The following is a 14489-nucleotide window of genomic DNA, read 5'->3' as shown; positions in this document are numbered from 1 at the left end:
CGCCGCCACCTGGTGGAGCTCCGCACCGCGGACGCCGCTGACTACTCCCTGGGCCAGGAGCTCACGGTCGAGACGTTCGAGACCGGCCAGGAGATCGACGTCATCGGCACCACCAAGGGCAAGGGCCACGCAGGTGTCATGAAGCGTCACGGCTTCAAGGGTGTGAGCGCCTCCCACGGTGCGCACCGCAACCACCGCAAGCCCGGTTCTATCGGTGGCTGTGCGACCCCCGGCCGTGTCTTCAAGGGCATGCGCATGTCGGGTCGCATGGGCGGCGTTCGCCAGACCACCCAGAACCTCACGATCCACGCCGTGGATGCTGACAAGGGTCTGCTGCTGATCAAGGGTGCCATCCCCGGCCCCCGCGGCGGCATCGTCCTGGTGCGCACGGCTGCCAAGGGAGCCTGATCGCCATGACGACGATTGACATCATCAGCCCCCAGGGCAAGAAGACCGGCTCGGTGGACCTGCCGGGCGAGGTCTTCGACGTCCAGACCAACGTCCCCCTGATCCACCAGGTGGTCGTTGCGCAGCTGGCCGCCGCTCGTCAGGGCACGCACTCCACCAAGACCCGCGGCGAGGTCCGCGGTGGTGGCCGCAAGCCCTACAAGCAGAAGGGCACCGGCCGCGCCCGCCAGGGCTCGACCCGCGCGCCGCAGTTCGCCGGCGGTGGCACCGTCCACGGCCCGCAGCCGCGCGACTACACCCAGCGGACGCCCAAGAAGATGAAGGCTGCTGCCCTGCGCGGCGCCCTCTCCGACCGGGCCCGCCACGGCCGAATCCACGTCTTCAGCGCTCTCGTCGAGGGCGACACCCCGTCGACCAAGTCGGCGTGGGCGATCCTGGACGGCGTGTCCGAGCGCAAGAACGTCCTCGTCGTGGTCGAGCGCAACGACGCCACGTCGTGGAAGAGCCTGCGCAACCTGGAGAACGTCCACGTCCTGGTCCCGGACCAGCTGAACACGTACGACGTCCTCTGCGCCGACGACATCGTCTTCACCGAGGGTGCGCTGAGCACCTTCCTGGCCGGTCCCGTCAAGGGCAAGGCCGCCGCCGAGGCCGAGGTCGTCGTCGAGGTCGAGGAGGCCCCCGAGGCACCCAAGGCCAAGAAGCCGGCCAAGAAGGCTGCGGCGAAGAAGGCCGAGTCCGCTGAGGAGGACACCAAGTGAGCAACCTGGGCAAGGACCCGCGCGACATCCTGCTCGCGCCGGTCGTGTCGGAGAAGTCCTACGGGCTGCTCGACGAGGGCAAGTACACCTTCGTCGTCGACCCGCGGGCCAACAAGACCGAGATCAAGATCGCGGTCGAGCGGGTCTTCGGCGTCAAGGTCGACTCGGTCAACACGCTGAACCGCCAGGGCAAGACCCGTCGCACCCGCTTCGGCATCGGCAAGCGCAAGGACACCAAGCGCGCCATCGTCACCCTGAAGGAAGGCTCGATCGACATCTTCGGGGGACCGGTCGCCTGACCGGGTCCACCAAAGACTGATCGAGACGATTAGGGAACTGAGGATCACAGACAATGGGTATCCGTAAGTACAAGCCGACGACGCCTGGTCGTCGTGGCTCGAGCGTCGCGGACTTCGTGGAGATCACGCGGTCGACGCCCGAGAAGTCACTGGTCCGCCCGCTCTCCAAGAGCGGCGGCCGTAACAGCGCGGGTCGCATCACGACGCGTCACATCGGTGGCGGTCACAAGCGCGCCTACCGCGTGATCGACTTCCGTCGCCACGACAAGGACGGCGTGCCGGCCAAGGTCGCTCACATCGAGTACGACCCCAACCGCACGGCGCGCATCGCCCTCCTGCACTACGCGGACGGCGAGAAGCGCTACATCCTGGCGCCGAACAAGCTCAAGCAGGGCGACCCGATCGAGAACGGTCCGGGCGCCGACATCAAGCCGGGCAACAGCCTGCCGCTGCGCAACATCCCCGTGGGTACGGTCGTGCACGCGATCGAGCTCCGTCCCGGTGGCGGAGCCAAGATCGCCCGCTCCGCCGGTGCGCGCGTCCAGCTCGTCGCCAAGGACGGTCCCTACGCCCAGCTGCGTATGCCGTCCGGTGAGATCCGCAACGTCGACGCGCGCTGCCGCGCGACCGTCGGCGAGGTCGGCAACGCCGAGCAGAGCAACATCAACTGGGGCAAGGCCGGCCGCATGCGCTGGAAGGGCAAGCGCCCGACCGTCCGTGGTGTGGCCATGAACCCGATCGACCACCCGCACGGTGGTGGTGAGGGCAAGACCTCCGGTGGTCGTCACCCGGTCAGCCCCTGGGGCCAGGCCGAGGGCCGTACCCGGCGCCCCAACAAGGAAAGCGACAAGCTCATCGTGCGTCGCCGTCGTACTGGCAAGAAGCGCTGATAGGAGCCCACGAAAATGCCTCGTAGCTTGAAGAAGGGCCCCTTCATCGACGACCACCTTCAGAAGAAGGTGGACGCCCAGAACGAAGCGGGCACCAAGAACGTCATCAAGACCTGGTCGCGCCGGTCCATGATCAACCCCGACATGCTGGGCCACACCCTCGCGGTGCACGACGGCCGCAAGCACGTCCCGGTGTTCGTGACCGAGTCGATGGTCGGCCACAAGCTCGGTGAGTTCGCGCCGACCCGCACGTTCAAGGGTCACGAGAAGGACGACAAGAAGGGTCGCCGCCGCTAAGCGGTGGTCCACAACCCACAACACCATTCGAAGAACTTCGAACGAAAGCAAGGGACAGCGATGGAAGCCAAGGCGCAGGCGCGGCACGTCCGTGTCACGCCCCAGAAGGCCCGCCGCGTCGTGGACCTGATCCGTGGCAAGCAGGCGACCGAGGCCGTGGCGGTGCTGCAGTTCGCACCGCAGGCCGCGAGCGAGCCGATTCGCAAGGTGCTCGAGAGCGCCATTGCGAACGCTCGCGTGAAGGCCGACAAGGCAAATGAAGCATTCGACGAGCGTGGCCTGGTCATCAGCGCCGCCTACGTCGACGAAGGTCCGACGATGAAGCGGTTCCGGCCGCGTGCTCAGGGTCGTGCCTACCGCATCCGCAAGCGCACCAGCCACATCACCGTGCACGTGGCGCTGCCGGAGAACGCGACTAAGGGAGGAACCCGCTAATGGGTCAGAAGGTCAACCCGCACGGCTTCCGCCTGGGCATCACGACCGAGCACAAGAGCCGGTGGTTCGCCGACAGCACCAAGACGGGTCAGCGTTACCGCGACTACGTCAAGGAGGACGTCGCGATCCGCAAGCTCATGTCCTCGGGCATGGAGCGGGCCGGCATCTCCCGTGTGGAGATCGAGCGCACGCGTGACCGCGTCCGCGTCGACATCCACACCGCCCGTCCGGGCATCGTCATCGGTCGCCGTGGCGCCGAGGCGGACCGGATCCGTGGCGAGCTGGAGAAGCTCACCGGCAAGCAGGTCCAGCTGAACATCCTCGAGGTCAAGAACCCCGAGACCGACGCTCAGCTGGTCGCCCAGGGCATCGCCGAGCAGCTCTCGGCCCGTGTCTCCTTCCGCCGCGCGATGCGCAAGGGCATGCAGTCCGCCCTGCGCGCCGGCGCCAAGGGCATCCGGGTGCAGTGCTCCGGCCGTCTCGGCGGCGCCGAGATGTCCCGCTCGGAGTTCTACCGTGAGGGTCGTGTGCCGCTGCACACGCTGCGCGCGAACATCGACTACGGCTTCTACGAGGCCCGCACGACGTTCGGCCGCATCGGCGTGAAGGTCTGGATCTACAAGGGTGACGTCACGGCCAAGGAGCTCGCCCGCGAGCAGGCCGCCGCGCCGCGCCCGGCGCGTGGCCCCCGTCGTGACGGCGCCGAGCGTCCGGCCCGCGGCCGTCGCCCCGCCCGCACCGAGACCACCGAGGCCCCGGCCAGCGAGGCCCCCGCGACGACCGAGGCTCCGGCTGCGAGCACCGAGGGAGCTGAGTCCTGATGTTGATTCCTCGTCGAGTCAAGCACCGCAAGCAGCACCACCCGGGTCGTTCCGGCGCTGCCAAGGGCGGCACCACGATCGCGTTCGGTGACTACGGCATCCAGGCCCTCGAGCCCGCCTACGTGACCAACCGTCAGATCGAGTCCGCTCGTATCGCGATGACCCGTTACATCAAGCGTGGCGGAAAGGTCTGGATCAACATCTACCCGGACCGCCCGCTCACCAAGAAGCCCGCCGAGACCCGCATGGGTTCCGGTAAGGGTTCCCCGGAGTGGTGGATCGCCAACGTGAAGCCGGGTCGTGTCATGTTCGAGCTCTCCGGTGTTCCGGAGCCCATCGCCCGTGAGGCCATGCGTCTGGCGATGCACAAGCTGCCGATGAAGTGCCGCTTCGTTCGGCGTGAGGGTGGTGACATCTGATGGCAGTCGGTTCCAAGGACCTGACTCCCTCCTCGCTGCGTGGTCTCGAGGACGACCGTCTGGTCGACGAGCTGCGCAAGGCCAAGGAGGAGCTGTTCAACCTCCGCTTCCAGTCGGCCACCGGTCAGCTGGAGAACCACGGCCGTCTGCGCGCCGTCCGCAAGGACATCGCCCGGATCTACACCGAGATGCGTGAGCGCGAGCTCAACATCGGTCGGTCCGAGAAGGCGGAGTGACGACCATGAGCGAGAACAAGCAGGAGAGCACTGTGAGCGACGAGCGCAACTACCGCAAGACGCGCCAGGGCTACGTCGTCAGCGACAAGATGGACAAGACCGTCGTGGTCGAGGTCGAGGACCGCGTCAAGCACGCGCTCTACGGCAAGGTCATGCGTCGCAGCCACAAGGTCAAGGCGCACGACGAGGCCAACTCGGCCGGTGTCGGCGACCGCGTCCTGATCATGGAGACCCGTCCGCTCTCGGCCACCAAGCGCTGGCGCGTGGTGGAGATCCTCGAGCGCGCCAAGTAAGCAGAACCCCAGCGGGAGGCGGGTGGCCCTGGGCCACCCGCCGCCCCCGGGCCAATGACCATAGATCCGTTCCGCAAGGCTCAGTGATGAGAACCAGCGCGACGACAGGAGTTCGACAGTGATCCAGCAGGAGTCGCGACTGCGTGTCGCCGACAACACCGGTGCCAAGGAGATCCTTTGCATCCGTGTTCTCGGTGGCTCGGGTCGTCGGTACGCCGGCATCGGTGACGTCATCGTCGCCACCGTCAAGGACGCCATCCCCGGCGGCAACGTCAAGAAGGGCGACGTCGTCAAGGCCGTCATCGTGCGCACCACCAAGGAGCGCCGTCGGCCGGATGGTTCCTACATCCGCTTCGACGAGAACGCGGCCGTCATCCTCAAGGGTGACGGTGACCCGCGTGGCACCCGCATCTTCGGCCCGGTGGGCCGCGAGCTGCGCGAGAAGAAGTTCATGAAGATCATCTCGCTCGCTCCGGAGGTGCTGTAACTCATGGCGAAGATGAAGATCAAGAAGGGTGACCTGGTTCAGGTCATCAGCGGTCGCGCCCAGAAGAACGGCGGCGACCGGGGCAAGCAGGGCAAGGTCATCGCGGTCTACCCCGACACCCAGCGCGTGCTGGTCGAGGGCATCAACCGGATCACCAAGCACACCAAGGCCGGCACCACCGGTCGTGGCGCCCGCACCGGCGGCATCGTGACCCAGGAGGCGCCGATCCACGTGAGCAACGTGCAGATCGTCGACCCGGAGACGAAGAAGCCGACCCGCATCAAGACCCGCGTCGAGACGGTGGAGCGTGACGGCAAGACCAAGACCGTCCGTACCCGCGTTGCCGTGCGTTCCGGTAAGGACCTGTGAACATGACTGAGACCGCTACCAAGCCGCGTCTGAAGGCGCGCTACGCCGACGAGATCAAGCCGGCGCTGCTGCAGGAGTTCGGCTACGCGAACGTCATGCAGGTGCCCGGTGTCGTCAAGGTGATCGTCAACATGGGTGTCGGTGACGCTGCGCGCGACGCCAAGCTCATCGAGGGCGCGGTCCGCGACCTGTCGGCCATCACCGGCCAGAAGCCGGTCGTGACCAAGGCCCGCAAGTCGATCGCGCAGTTCAAGCTCCGCGAGGGCATGCCCATCGGCGCGCACACCACGCTGCGCGGCGACCGCATGTGGGAGTTCCTGGACCGTCTGCTGTCCGTCGCCCTGCCGCGCATCCGCGACTTCCGCGGCCTGTCGCCCAAGCAGTTCGACGGCCGTGGCAACTACACGTTCGGCCTGACCGAGCAGTCGATGTTCCACGAGATCGACCAGGACAAGATCGACCGCGTCCGGGGTATGGACATCACGGTCGTCACGACGGCGACCAACGACGACGAGGGTCGTGCGCTGCTGCGTCACCTCGGATTCCCGTTCAAGGAGAACTGATCGTGGCCAAGACCGCGCTGATCAACAAGGCGAACGCCAAGCCCAAGTTCAAGGTTCGCGCCTACACCCGCTGCCAGCGGTGCGGCCGTCCGCACTCGGTCTACCGCAAGTTCGGCCTGTGCCGTGTGTGCCTTCGCGAGATGGCCCACCGCGGCGAGCTGCCCGGTGTGACGAAGAGCAGCTGGTAACCCACAACAAACCTCTTACACCGTAGGTCGGCGGCAGAACGTGTGTCGCTGAAACCCCGGTGAGGAAGGGCGGAGAAGCCCAATGACAATGACAGACCCGATTGCGGACATGTTGACCCGCGTCCGGAACGCCAACTCGGCGCACCACGACGTGGTCTCCATGCCGTTCTCCAAGCTCAAGTCTCACATCGCTGAGATCCTCCAGGCCGAGGGCTACATCGCCGGCTGGAAGGTCGAGGACGCCGAGGTCGGCAAGACCCTGACGATCGACCTGAAGTACGGCCCGAACCGCGAGCGTTCCATCGCCGGCGTTCGTCGGGTGTCCAAGCCCGGTCTGCGCGTCTACGCGAAGTCGACGAACCTGCCCAAGGTTCTCGGCGGTCTCGGTGTGGCCATCATTTCCACGTCGTCCGGCTTGCTCACCGACAAGCAGGCGGCCAAGAAGGGTGTAGGCGGAGAAGTCCTCGCCTACGTCTGGTAACAGGAAGAGGAGGAAAGAACCCCATGTCCCGTATTGGACGACTTCCTGTTTCCGTGCCCGCCGGCGTCGACGTCAGCATCGACGGCCAGGCCGTCACGGTCAAGGGTCCCAAGGGTCAGCTGCAGCACGTCGTGGCTGCGCCGATCACGGTCAACAAGGCCGAGGACGGTGCCGTCGAGGTCAAGCGCCCGAACGACGAGCGCAACTCGCGTTCGCTGCACGGCCTGACCCGCACGCTGATCAACAACATGGTGCTCGGTGTGACCGAGGGCTATGAGAAGAAGATGGAGATCCACGGCACGGGTTACCGCGTGACCGCCAAGGGCAGCGACCTCGAGTTCGCCCTCGGTTACAGCCACCCGATCACCGTGAAGGCGCCTGAGGGCATCTCCTTCACTGTCGAGAACCCCACCCGCTTCGCGGTCCAGGGCATCGACAAGCAGCTGGTCGGCGAGGTCGCCGCCAACATCCGCAAGCTGCGCAAGCCCGACCCGTACAAGGGCAAGGGCGTGCGGTACGCCGGCGAGCAGATCCGTCGCAAGGTCGGAAAGGCTGGTAAGTAAGCCATGGCAATGATCATCAAGCGCGCGAAGAGCAAGAGCGCCGCTCGCGGTCGTCGCCACCTGCGCGTCCGCAAGAAGGTCAACGGCACCGCGCTGCGTCCGCGCATGGTGGTGTCGCGCTCGAGCCGTCACGTCTTCGTCCAGATCGTCGACGACACCGTGGGCAAGACCCTGGCGTCGGCCTCCACGATGGAGGCGGACCTGCGGTCCTTCGACGGCGACAAGTCGGCCAAGTCCCGCAAGGTCGGCGAGCTCCTCGCCGAGCGTGCGAAGGCTGCCGGCGTCGAGGCCGTCGTGTTCGACCGTGGTGGCAACCGCTACCACGGCCGTATCGCGGCGATCGCCGACGGTGCCCGCGAGGGTGGGTTGGCTCTGTGATGACCCACACCGCTGTCGAGATTTCAGAGAAGAGGAACGTCTGATGGCTGGACCCCAGCGCCGAGGCGCCACCGGCGCCGGCACTGCCGGCAACGAGCGCAGCGACCGCGGCAACCGTCGTGACCGCGACAACCGTCGCGACAACGCTGCGGAGAAGACCGCTTACGTCGAGCGCGTCGTGACCATCAACCGCGTCGCCAAGGTCGTCAAGGGTGGTCGTCGCTTCAGCTTCACCGCGCTGGTCGTGGTGGGCGACGGCGACGGCACCGTGGGCGTCGGCTACGGCAAGGCCAAGGAGGTGCCCGCGGCGATCGCCAAGGGTGTCGAGGAGGCCAAGAAGAACTTCTTCAAGGTCCCGCGCATCCAGGGCACCATCCCTCACCCGGTCCAGGGTGAGGCCGCCGCTGGTGTCGTGCTGCTCCGTCCGGCCGCTCCCGGTACCGGTGTCATCGCCGGTGGCCCGGTGCGCGCCGTCCTCGAGTGCGCCGGCATCCACGACGTGCTGTCCAAGTCCCTGGGCTCGGACAACGCCATCAACATCGTCCACGCGACGGTCGAGGCCCTGCAGGGTCTCGAGCGCCCCGAGGCGGTCGCGGCCCGTCGTGGCCTGCCGCTGGAGGACGTGGCCCCGGCCGCGCTGCTGCGTGCCCGTGCCGCGGGGGTGAGCGCCTGATGGCTCGTCTGAAGGTGACCCAGACCCGTTCAGAGATCGGTGGCAAGCAGAACCAGCGCGACACGCTGCGCAGCCTCGGTCTGAAGCGCATTGGCGACGTCGTCGTCAAGGAGGACCGCCCCGAGATCCGCGGGATGGTCCGCACGGTGACCCACCTGGTCACCGTCGAGGAGGTTGACTGATCATGGCCAAGGACCCGTCCGCGCTGAAGGTGCACCACCTTCGCCCGGCTCCTGGTGCCAAGACCGCCAAGACCCGTGTGGGTCGTGGTGAGGGCAGCAAGGGCAAGACCGCTGGCCGTGGTACCAAGGGTACGAAGGCGCGCTACCAGGTTCCGGAGCGCTTCGAGGGTGGGCAGATGCCGTTGCACATGCGGCTGCCCAAGCTTCGTGGCTTCAAGAACCCGTTCCGCACGGAGTACCAGGTCGTCAACCTCGACCGCATCTCCGCGCTGTACCCCGACGGTGGCGACATCACGGTCGAGGACCTCGTGGCCAAGGGTGCCGTCCGCAAGGGCGCGCCGGTCAAGGTCCTCGGCACCGGTGAGATCACCGTCAAGGTGAACGTCTCGGTGCAGAAGTTCTCGGCCTCGGCCAAGGACAAGATCGAGGCCGCTGGCGGTACGGCGACCGAGGTCTGACCTGACCGAAACGGTCGAACAACCGCATACTGAAGCTAGTCGTCAGCGCCCCGGGCGCCGGGTCCGTGGGCCCGGAAGCCCGGGGCGCTGTCTAGGACGGTAATGTCGCCCGGGTGACTGGGGGACTGACCTGTCCCCCCGATCGTTCGTTCCATGACCAGGCTGCCGCAACGGGTGGCCCGCAGGAGGACCAGTGCTCACCGCTTTCGCCCGCGCGTTCAGGACGCCGGACCTGCGCAAGAAGCTCCTGTTCACGTTGGCGATCATGGCGGTGTTCCGGCTCGGCTCACTGGTGCCGACCCCGGGCGTCAGCTACACACAGGTGCAGAGCTGCATCAAGGGCGCCTCGACCAGCGGCGTGCTCTCGCTGGTCAACCTGTTCAGTGGTGGTGCGCTGCTCCAGCTGTCGATCTTCGCGCTGGGGATCATGCCCTACATCACCTCGAGCATCATCATCCAGCTGCTCACCGTGGTGATCCCGCGCTTCGAGACCCTGAAGAAGGAGGGTCAGTCGGGCACGGCCAAGCTGACGCAGTACACCCGCTACCTCACCATCGGACTGGCGGTCCTGCAGTCCGCGACGCTGGTGACCATCGCGCGCAACCCCAGCCAGCTGTTCGGGCCTTCGTGCACCAGCATCATGCCGGACGAGAGCCTGCCCACCATCCTCATCATGGTGCTCACGATGACCGCCGGCACCGGCGTCATCATGTGGCTCGGTGAGCTCGTCACCGACCGGGGCATCGGCAACGGCATGTCGCTGCTGATCTTCACCTCGATCGCCGCGCGCTTCCCGACCTCGCTGTGGGCGCTGCGCACCAAGGGCTGGGACAAGTTCATCATCGTCATCCTGCTCGGCCTGGTGATCATTGCCGCCGTCGTGTTCGTCGAGCAGTCCCAGCGCCGCATCCCGGTGCAGTACGCCAAGCGAATGATCGGGCGGCGGATGTACGGCGGCACGTCCACCTACATCCCGCTCAAGGTCAACATGGCCGGTGTCATCCCGGTCATCTTCGCCTCGTCGCTGCTGTCCCTGCCCTCGCTGATCGCGCAGTTCCAGCGCGGCACCGGCCGGCCCCCGGGCTGGGTGACCTGGGTGGACCAGAACCTCACCCGCGGTGACCACCCGATCTACATGCTTGCCTACGTCGGGCTGATCGTGTTCTTCACGTTCTTCTACGTGTCCATCACCTTCAACCCCGATGAAGTCGCCGACAACATGAAGAAGTACGGTGGTTTCATCCCGGGTATCCGGGCCGGGCGACCCACGGCCGAATACCTCGACTACGTCCTCACCCGGATCACCGTGCCGGGCGCCCTCTACCTGGGGCTTATCTCCCTGATCCCGCTCATCGCCTTCGTCCTCGTCGGCGCTGACCAGAACTTCCCCTTCGGGGGCACCTCGATCCTGATCATCGTGGGTGTCGGCCTGGAGACGGTGAAGCAGATCGAGTCCCAGCTGCAGCAGCGTCACTACGAAGGGTTCCTCCGCTGATGCGTCTCATCATCCTCGGCCCGCCCGGAGCCGGTAAGGGCACCCAGGCTGCCCGGATCGCCGAGCGCCTGGGCATCCCGGCGATCTCGACCGGCGACATCTTCCGCGCCAACATCAAGAACGGCACCGCACTCGGCAAGCAGGTCCAGGAGATCCTGGCGGCCGGCAAGTACGTGCCCGACGAGGTGACCAACGCGATCGTGCGTGACCGGCTGATGCAGGACGACGCCGGCAAGGGCTTCCTGCTCGACGGCTACCCGCGCACCCAGGCCCAGGTGGCCGAGCTCGACGCCATGCTCGCCGAGGGCGGGCACCAGCTCGACGCCGTGCTCGAGCTGACCGCCGACACCGACGAGGTCGTGGCGCGGCTGCTGAAGCGAGCCGAGCTCGAGGGGCGCGCCGACGACACCGAAGAGGTCATCCGCCACCGCCAGGAGGTCTACGTCGAGGAGACCGCGCCACTGGCCGCGATCTACCGCGAGCGTGGGCTGCTGCGCCCGGTGGACGGCATGGGCGACGTGGACACCGTCACCGCCCGCCTCGAGAACGCGCTGGGCGCCTGACCCCGTGTTCGGACGCAACCGGCTCGACGTCAAGACCCCCGACCAGATCCGGCGCATGCGACGCGCCGGGCTGGTCGTGGGGGACACCCTCGCCCTGCTGCGTGAGCAGGTCTGCGCCGGGATGACCACCGCCGACCTCGACCGCATGGCCGAGGAGCACATCCGCGGCGCAGGGGCGACCCCGTCGTTCCTCGGCTACCACGGCTTCACCGGCACGCTGTGCGTCAGCGTCAATGACGAGGTCGTCCACGGTGTCCCGGGCAGCCGCGAGCTGCGCGAGGGTGACCTGGTCTCCATCGACTGCGGCGCCATCGTCGACGGGTGGCACGGCGACGCCGCCATCTCGCTCGTCGTCGGCGGGCGCGAGGCCGGCAGCCCGGCCGACCTGGCGCTCATCGACGCCACCGAGGCCTCCATGTGGGCGGGCATCGCCGCCCTCAAGGTCGGCTCCCCGCTGTATGCCGTGGGCGCGGCGGTCGAGGACGCGGTCACCAAGGCGGCCGCCGCCGACGGCGCCACCTACGGCATCGTCGAGGACTACGTCGGGCACGGCATCGGCACCGAGATGCACCAGGACCCGCAGGTGCCCAACTACCGCGTCCGGGACAAGGGCCCCACCGTGCGGTCCGGCCTGACCGTCGCGATCGAGCCGATGGTGACGCTGGGATCCGCCGACACCGCGGTCCTGGAGGACGACTGGACCGTCGTCACGACCGATGGCACGCGGGCGGCGCACTGGGAGAACTCCGTGGCCGTCACCGACGAGGGCCTGTGGGTGCTCACCGAGCTCGACGGCGGCAAGGCGCGGCTGGAAGCCCTCGGCGCGGCATACGCGCCCCTGGACTGAGCGCCGCACCGTCCTGACCTGCCCCGATCCGCAGCCCGTCGATTTCTCCTCCTGTGGGGGGATGGCGTAGGCTAGTGCGTCGGCTCACGAATGTCTCGTTCCACACCCTCGCGGGTCCGCCCGCAGAGGTGTCGGGACGTGCCTTTCGTCGTGCCGGATGAATCATCAGTGGCCACACTGACCGGTCCCACCCGGGGCCGGCTCGTTCGACGGATTGCGGAGGATATGGCCAAGAAGGACGGTGTCATCGAGATCGAGGGCACGATCGTCGAGGCTCTGCCGAACGCGATGTTCCGCGTGGAGCTGACCAACGGTCACAAGGTTCTTGCCCACATCTCGGGCAAGATGCGCCAGCACTACATCCGGATCCTCCCCGAGGACCGTGTCGTGGTGGAGCTCTCCCCGTATGACCTGACCCGCGGCCGCATCGTCTTCCGTTACCGCTGAGCGGGAGCTTCATCACTCCCGATCCCAACCAACTCCTCGGGGCTCGGTCGCGCACGCGGCCGGGAGGCGAGGGGCCCGATCTACAGACAGCAGGCAGATGAAGGTTCAGCCGAGCGTCAAGAAGATCTGCGACAAGTGCAAGGTGATCCGCCGTCACGGCCGGGTCATGGTGATCTGCGAGAACCTGCGCCACAAGCAGCGCCAGGGCTGAGCACCACCCACCGAGCACGACCCGCGGTCTTTCGAGAACGCACAGACACAACGCAGCGCCCGACCCCAGGACCCGTCCTGGACGTCACCCCCGGCACGGAGGCCGGGGACCGTGGGCCCGGGACCATTCCCGGGTCGGAAGCGGACCGGCGTTGCTCCAGACCTCCGTGTTGATCAGGAGAACTGACACAAGATGGCACGTCTTGTTGGTGTTGACCTCCCGCGCGAGAAGCGCGTCGAGATCGCACTCACCTACATCTTCGGCGTGGGTCGCACCCGCGCGAAGGAGACCCTGGCGGCGACGGGGGTCAACCCCGACACCCGCGTCCGCGACCTCGGCGACGAGGAGCTCGTGAAGCTCCGCGACTACCTCGAGGGCAACTTCAAGGTCGAGGGTGACCTCCGCCGCGAGGTCGCCGCCGACATCCGTCGCAAGGTCGAGATCGGCAGCTACGAAGGTCTTCGTCACCGTCGTGGCCTGCCCGTCCGCGGTCAGCGCACGAAGACCAACGCGCGCACCCGCAAGGGCCCGAAGCGCACCGTGGCCGGCAAGAAGAAGGCCGGCAAGAAGTAAGTCCGCTCGTGATCCGATCGCCGGGCTGCGCATATCGCGGCCGGCGAACCGAGTCGGACCACACTTCAACCACGTAGGAGATCTACCGCATGCCTCCCAAGAGCCGTACGGCTGCGGGCGCCAAGAAGGTGCGCCGCAAGGAGAAGAAGAACGTCGCCCACGGGCACGCTCACATCAAGAGCACGTTCAACAACACCATCATCTCGATCACCGACCCGACCGGGGCCGTGATCTCGTGGGCCTCTGCCGGCCAGGTCGGCTTCAAGGGCTCGCGCAAGTCCACCCCGTTCGCCGCGCAGATGGCCGCCGAGGCGGCCGCACGTCGTGCCATGGAGCACGGCATGCGCAAGGTCGACGTCTTCGTCAAGGGCCCGGGCTCCGGTCGTGAGACCGCGATCCGCTCGCTGACCGCCACCGGCCTCGAGGTCGGCGCCATCAGCGACGTCACGCCCTCGCCGCACAACGGCGTCCGTCCGCCCAAGCGTCGTCGCGTCTGAGACCGGGAGAGAGATAAGACATGGCTCGTTACACCGGCCCCATCACCAAGAAGTCGCGTCGCCTCAAGGTCGACCTCGTCGGCGGCGACAAGAACTTCGAGCTCCGTCCCTTCCCGCCCGGCCAGCACGGCCGTCGCCGGATCCAGGAGAAGGAGTACCTCACCCAGCTGCAGGAGAAGCAGAAGGCCCGCTTCACCTACGGCGTCATGGAGAAGCAGTTCCGCGGTTACTACGAGGAGGCCTCGCGCCGCCCCGGCAAGACCGGTGAGAACCTGCTGCAGATCCTCGAGTCCCGCCTGGACAACGTGATCTACCGCGCCGGCCTGGCCCGGACCCGTCGCGCCGCCCGCCAGCTGGTGACCCACGGTCACTTCCTGGTCAACGGCGTTCGCGTCGACGTCCCGTCCTACCGCGTCTCGCAGTACGACATCATCGACGTCCGCCCGAAGTCGGCCGAGACCTTCCCGATCGAGCTGGCCCGCCAGACGTTCGGCGAGCGTCCCGTCCCGGCGTGGATGCAGGTCGTCCCGGGCTCCCTGCGGGTCCTCATCCACCAGCTGCCCGTCCGTGAGCAGATCGACACGATCCTCACCGAGCAGCTCATCGTGGAGCTCTACTCGAAGAACTGACGTTCTTCACCCGGTGTGCCGGGTGG

General features: G+C 67.2%; 28 protein-coding genes. All 28 read left to right on the top strand.

The window, feature by feature from the left end; genetic code table 11:
- Window positions 1-408 (top strand): 50S ribosomal protein L3 (rplC, locus tag ACXVGS_RS09180; protein ID WP_458536863.1); only part of this gene is annotated, 408 nt, incomplete at its 5' end.
- Window positions 409-413: 5 nt separating this feature from the next.
- Entirely contained in the window at window positions 414-1169 is a 756-nt protein-coding gene (gene rplD, locus ACXVGS_RS09175) for a 50S ribosomal protein L4, sunset domain variant (protein WP_458529556.1), read from the top strand.
- Window positions 1166-1468, top strand: coding sequence for a 50S ribosomal protein L23 (gene rplW, locus ACXVGS_RS09170; RefSeq protein WP_141789354.1), 303 nt, complete (start codon window positions 1166-1168; stop codon window positions 1466-1468). The genes rplD and rplW overlap by 4 nt, the downstream gene beginning before the upstream one ends.
- Before the next feature lie 53 nt (window positions 1469-1521).
- Complete coding sequence (gene rplB, locus ACXVGS_RS09165) at window positions 1522-2358, top strand: 50S ribosomal protein L2 (RefSeq protein ID WP_141789353.1); 837 nt, start codon at window positions 1522-1524, stop codon at window positions 2356-2358.
- A 15-nt stretch (window positions 2359-2373) separates the two neighbouring features.
- The gene (gene rpsS / locus ACXVGS_RS09160) at window positions 2374-2655 is read left to right on the top strand and encodes a 30S ribosomal protein S19 (protein WP_141789352.1); all 282 of its coding nucleotides are present in this window, start codon (window positions 2374-2376) and stop codon (window positions 2653-2655) included.
- A gap of 60 nt (window positions 2656-2715) precedes the next feature.
- A complete protein-coding gene (gene rplV, locus ACXVGS_RS09155) occupies window positions 2716-3090 on the top strand; it encodes a 50S ribosomal protein L22 (RefSeq protein WP_141789351.1) in 375 nt (124 codons plus the stop codon).
- Complete coding sequence (rpsC, locus tag ACXVGS_RS09150) at window positions 3090-3911, top strand: 30S ribosomal protein S3 (protein WP_458536862.1); 822 nt, start codon at window positions 3090-3092, stop codon at window positions 3909-3911. Before rplV ends, rpsC begins: the two co-directional genes overlap by 1 nt.
- Window positions 3911-4330, top strand: a complete 420-nt coding sequence (rplP, locus tag ACXVGS_RS09145) for a 50S ribosomal protein L16 (protein ID WP_141789349.1) — start codon at window positions 3911-3913, stop codon at window positions 4328-4330. Before rpsC ends, rplP begins: the two co-directional genes overlap by 1 nt.
- Window positions 4330-4566, top strand: coding sequence for a 50S ribosomal protein L29 (gene rpmC, locus ACXVGS_RS09140; protein WP_141789348.1), 237 nt, complete (start codon window positions 4330-4332; stop codon window positions 4564-4566). Before rplP ends, rpmC begins: the two co-directional genes overlap by 1 nt.
- A gap of 5 nt (window positions 4567-4571) precedes the next feature.
- Window positions 4572-4859 carry a 30S ribosomal protein S17 gene (gene rpsQ / locus ACXVGS_RS09135; RefSeq protein WP_141789347.1) on the top strand — a complete coding sequence of 96 codons (288 nt, stop codon included), beginning with the start codon at window positions 4572-4574 and terminating at the stop codon, window positions 4857-4859.
- A gap of 118 nt (window positions 4860-4977) precedes the next feature.
- Window positions 4978-5346: a 50S ribosomal protein L14 gene (gene rplN, locus ACXVGS_RS09130; protein ID WP_141789346.1), complete on the top strand. Its 369-nt coding sequence runs from the start codon at window positions 4978-4980 to the stop codon at window positions 5344-5346.
- A gap of 3 nt (window positions 5347-5349) precedes the next feature.
- Window positions 5350-5715 (top strand): 50S ribosomal protein L24, encoded by a 366-nt coding sequence (gene rplX, locus ACXVGS_RS09125; RefSeq protein WP_221632549.1) that lies wholly within the window; start codon window positions 5350-5352, stop codon window positions 5713-5715.
- 2 nt (window positions 5716-5717) lie between these two features.
- Complete coding sequence (gene rplE, locus ACXVGS_RS09120; RefSeq protein WP_141789345.1) at window positions 5718-6278, top strand: 50S ribosomal protein L5; 561 nt, start codon at window positions 5718-5720, stop codon at window positions 6276-6278.
- Window positions 6279-6280: 2 nt separating this feature from the next.
- Entirely contained in the window at window positions 6281-6466 is a 186-nt protein-coding gene (locus tag ACXVGS_RS09115) for a type Z 30S ribosomal protein S14 (protein ID WP_050347855.1), read from the top strand.
- A gap of 82 nt (window positions 6467-6548) precedes the next feature.
- A complete protein-coding gene (gene rpsH, locus ACXVGS_RS09110; RefSeq protein WP_141789344.1) occupies window positions 6549-6947 on the top strand; it encodes a 30S ribosomal protein S8 in 399 nt (132 codons plus the stop codon).
- 23 nt (window positions 6948-6970) lie between these two features.
- Window positions 6971-7510, top strand: a complete 540-nt coding sequence (gene rplF / locus ACXVGS_RS09105) for a 50S ribosomal protein L6 (RefSeq protein WP_141789343.1) — start codon at window positions 6971-6973, stop codon at window positions 7508-7510.
- A gap of 3 nt (window positions 7511-7513) precedes the next feature.
- The gene (gene rplR, locus ACXVGS_RS09100; protein WP_281286346.1) at window positions 7514-7888 is read left to right on the top strand and encodes a 50S ribosomal protein L18; all 375 of its coding nucleotides are present in this window, start codon (window positions 7514-7516) and stop codon (window positions 7886-7888) included.
- 43 nt (window positions 7889-7931) lie between these two features.
- Window positions 7932-8561: a 30S ribosomal protein S5 gene (rpsE, locus tag ACXVGS_RS09095; RefSeq protein ID WP_141789342.1), complete on the top strand. Its 630-nt coding sequence runs from the start codon at window positions 7932-7934 to the stop codon at window positions 8559-8561.
- Entirely contained in the window at window positions 8561-8743 is a 183-nt protein-coding gene (rpmD, locus tag ACXVGS_RS09090; protein WP_141789341.1) for a 50S ribosomal protein L30, read from the top strand. Before rpsE ends, rpmD begins: the two co-directional genes overlap by 1 nt.
- Window positions 8744-8745: 2 nt before the next feature.
- The gene (gene rplO / locus ACXVGS_RS09085; protein ID WP_141789340.1) at window positions 8746-9201 is read left to right on the top strand and encodes a 50S ribosomal protein L15; all 456 of its coding nucleotides are present in this window, start codon (window positions 8746-8748) and stop codon (window positions 9199-9201) included.
- Window positions 9202-9394: 193 nt separating this feature from the next.
- Complete coding sequence (gene secY / locus ACXVGS_RS09080; protein WP_141789339.1) at window positions 9395-10696, top strand: preprotein translocase subunit SecY; 1302 nt, start codon at window positions 9395-9397, stop codon at window positions 10694-10696.
- Entirely contained in the window at window positions 10696-11259 is a 564-nt protein-coding gene (locus tag ACXVGS_RS09075) for an adenylate kinase (protein WP_458529555.1), read from the top strand. Before secY ends, ACXVGS_RS09075 begins: the two co-directional genes overlap by 1 nt.
- A 4-nt stretch (window positions 11260-11263) precedes the next feature.
- A complete protein-coding gene (map, locus tag ACXVGS_RS09070) occupies window positions 11264-12106 on the top strand; it encodes a type I methionyl aminopeptidase (protein ID WP_458529554.1) in 843 nt (280 codons plus the stop codon).
- A 225-nt stretch (window positions 12107-12331) separates the two neighbouring features.
- Complete coding sequence (gene infA / locus ACXVGS_RS09065; protein ID WP_006946284.1) at window positions 12332-12553, top strand: translation initiation factor IF-1; 222 nt, start codon at window positions 12332-12334, stop codon at window positions 12551-12553.
- A 97-nt stretch (window positions 12554-12650) separates the two neighbouring features.
- Entirely contained in the window at window positions 12651-12764 is a 114-nt protein-coding gene (rpmJ, locus tag ACXVGS_RS09060) for a 50S ribosomal protein L36 (RefSeq protein ID WP_010148647.1), read from the top strand.
- A gap of 192 nt (window positions 12765-12956) precedes the next feature.
- Window positions 12957-13337, top strand: a complete 381-nt coding sequence (gene rpsM, locus ACXVGS_RS09055) for a 30S ribosomal protein S13 (RefSeq protein ID WP_141789336.1) — start codon at window positions 12957-12959, stop codon at window positions 13335-13337.
- A gap of 89 nt (window positions 13338-13426) precedes the next feature.
- A complete protein-coding gene (rpsK, locus tag ACXVGS_RS09050) occupies window positions 13427-13834 on the top strand; it encodes a 30S ribosomal protein S11 (RefSeq protein WP_091756329.1) in 408 nt (135 codons plus the stop codon).
- A 20-nt stretch (window positions 13835-13854) separates the two neighbouring features.
- On the top strand, window positions 13855-14463 hold the full coding sequence (gene rpsD / locus ACXVGS_RS09045; protein ID WP_141789335.1) for a 30S ribosomal protein S4: 609 nt from the start codon (window positions 13855-13857) through the stop codon (window positions 14461-14463).
- Window positions 14464-14489: the final 26 nt, after the last annotated feature.

The sequence above is a fragment of the Oryzihumus sp. genome (genome assembly GCF_054325275.1).
Note: the sequence above shows the minus strand (reverse complement) of the source record. Positions and strands in the feature narration are given on the sequence as shown.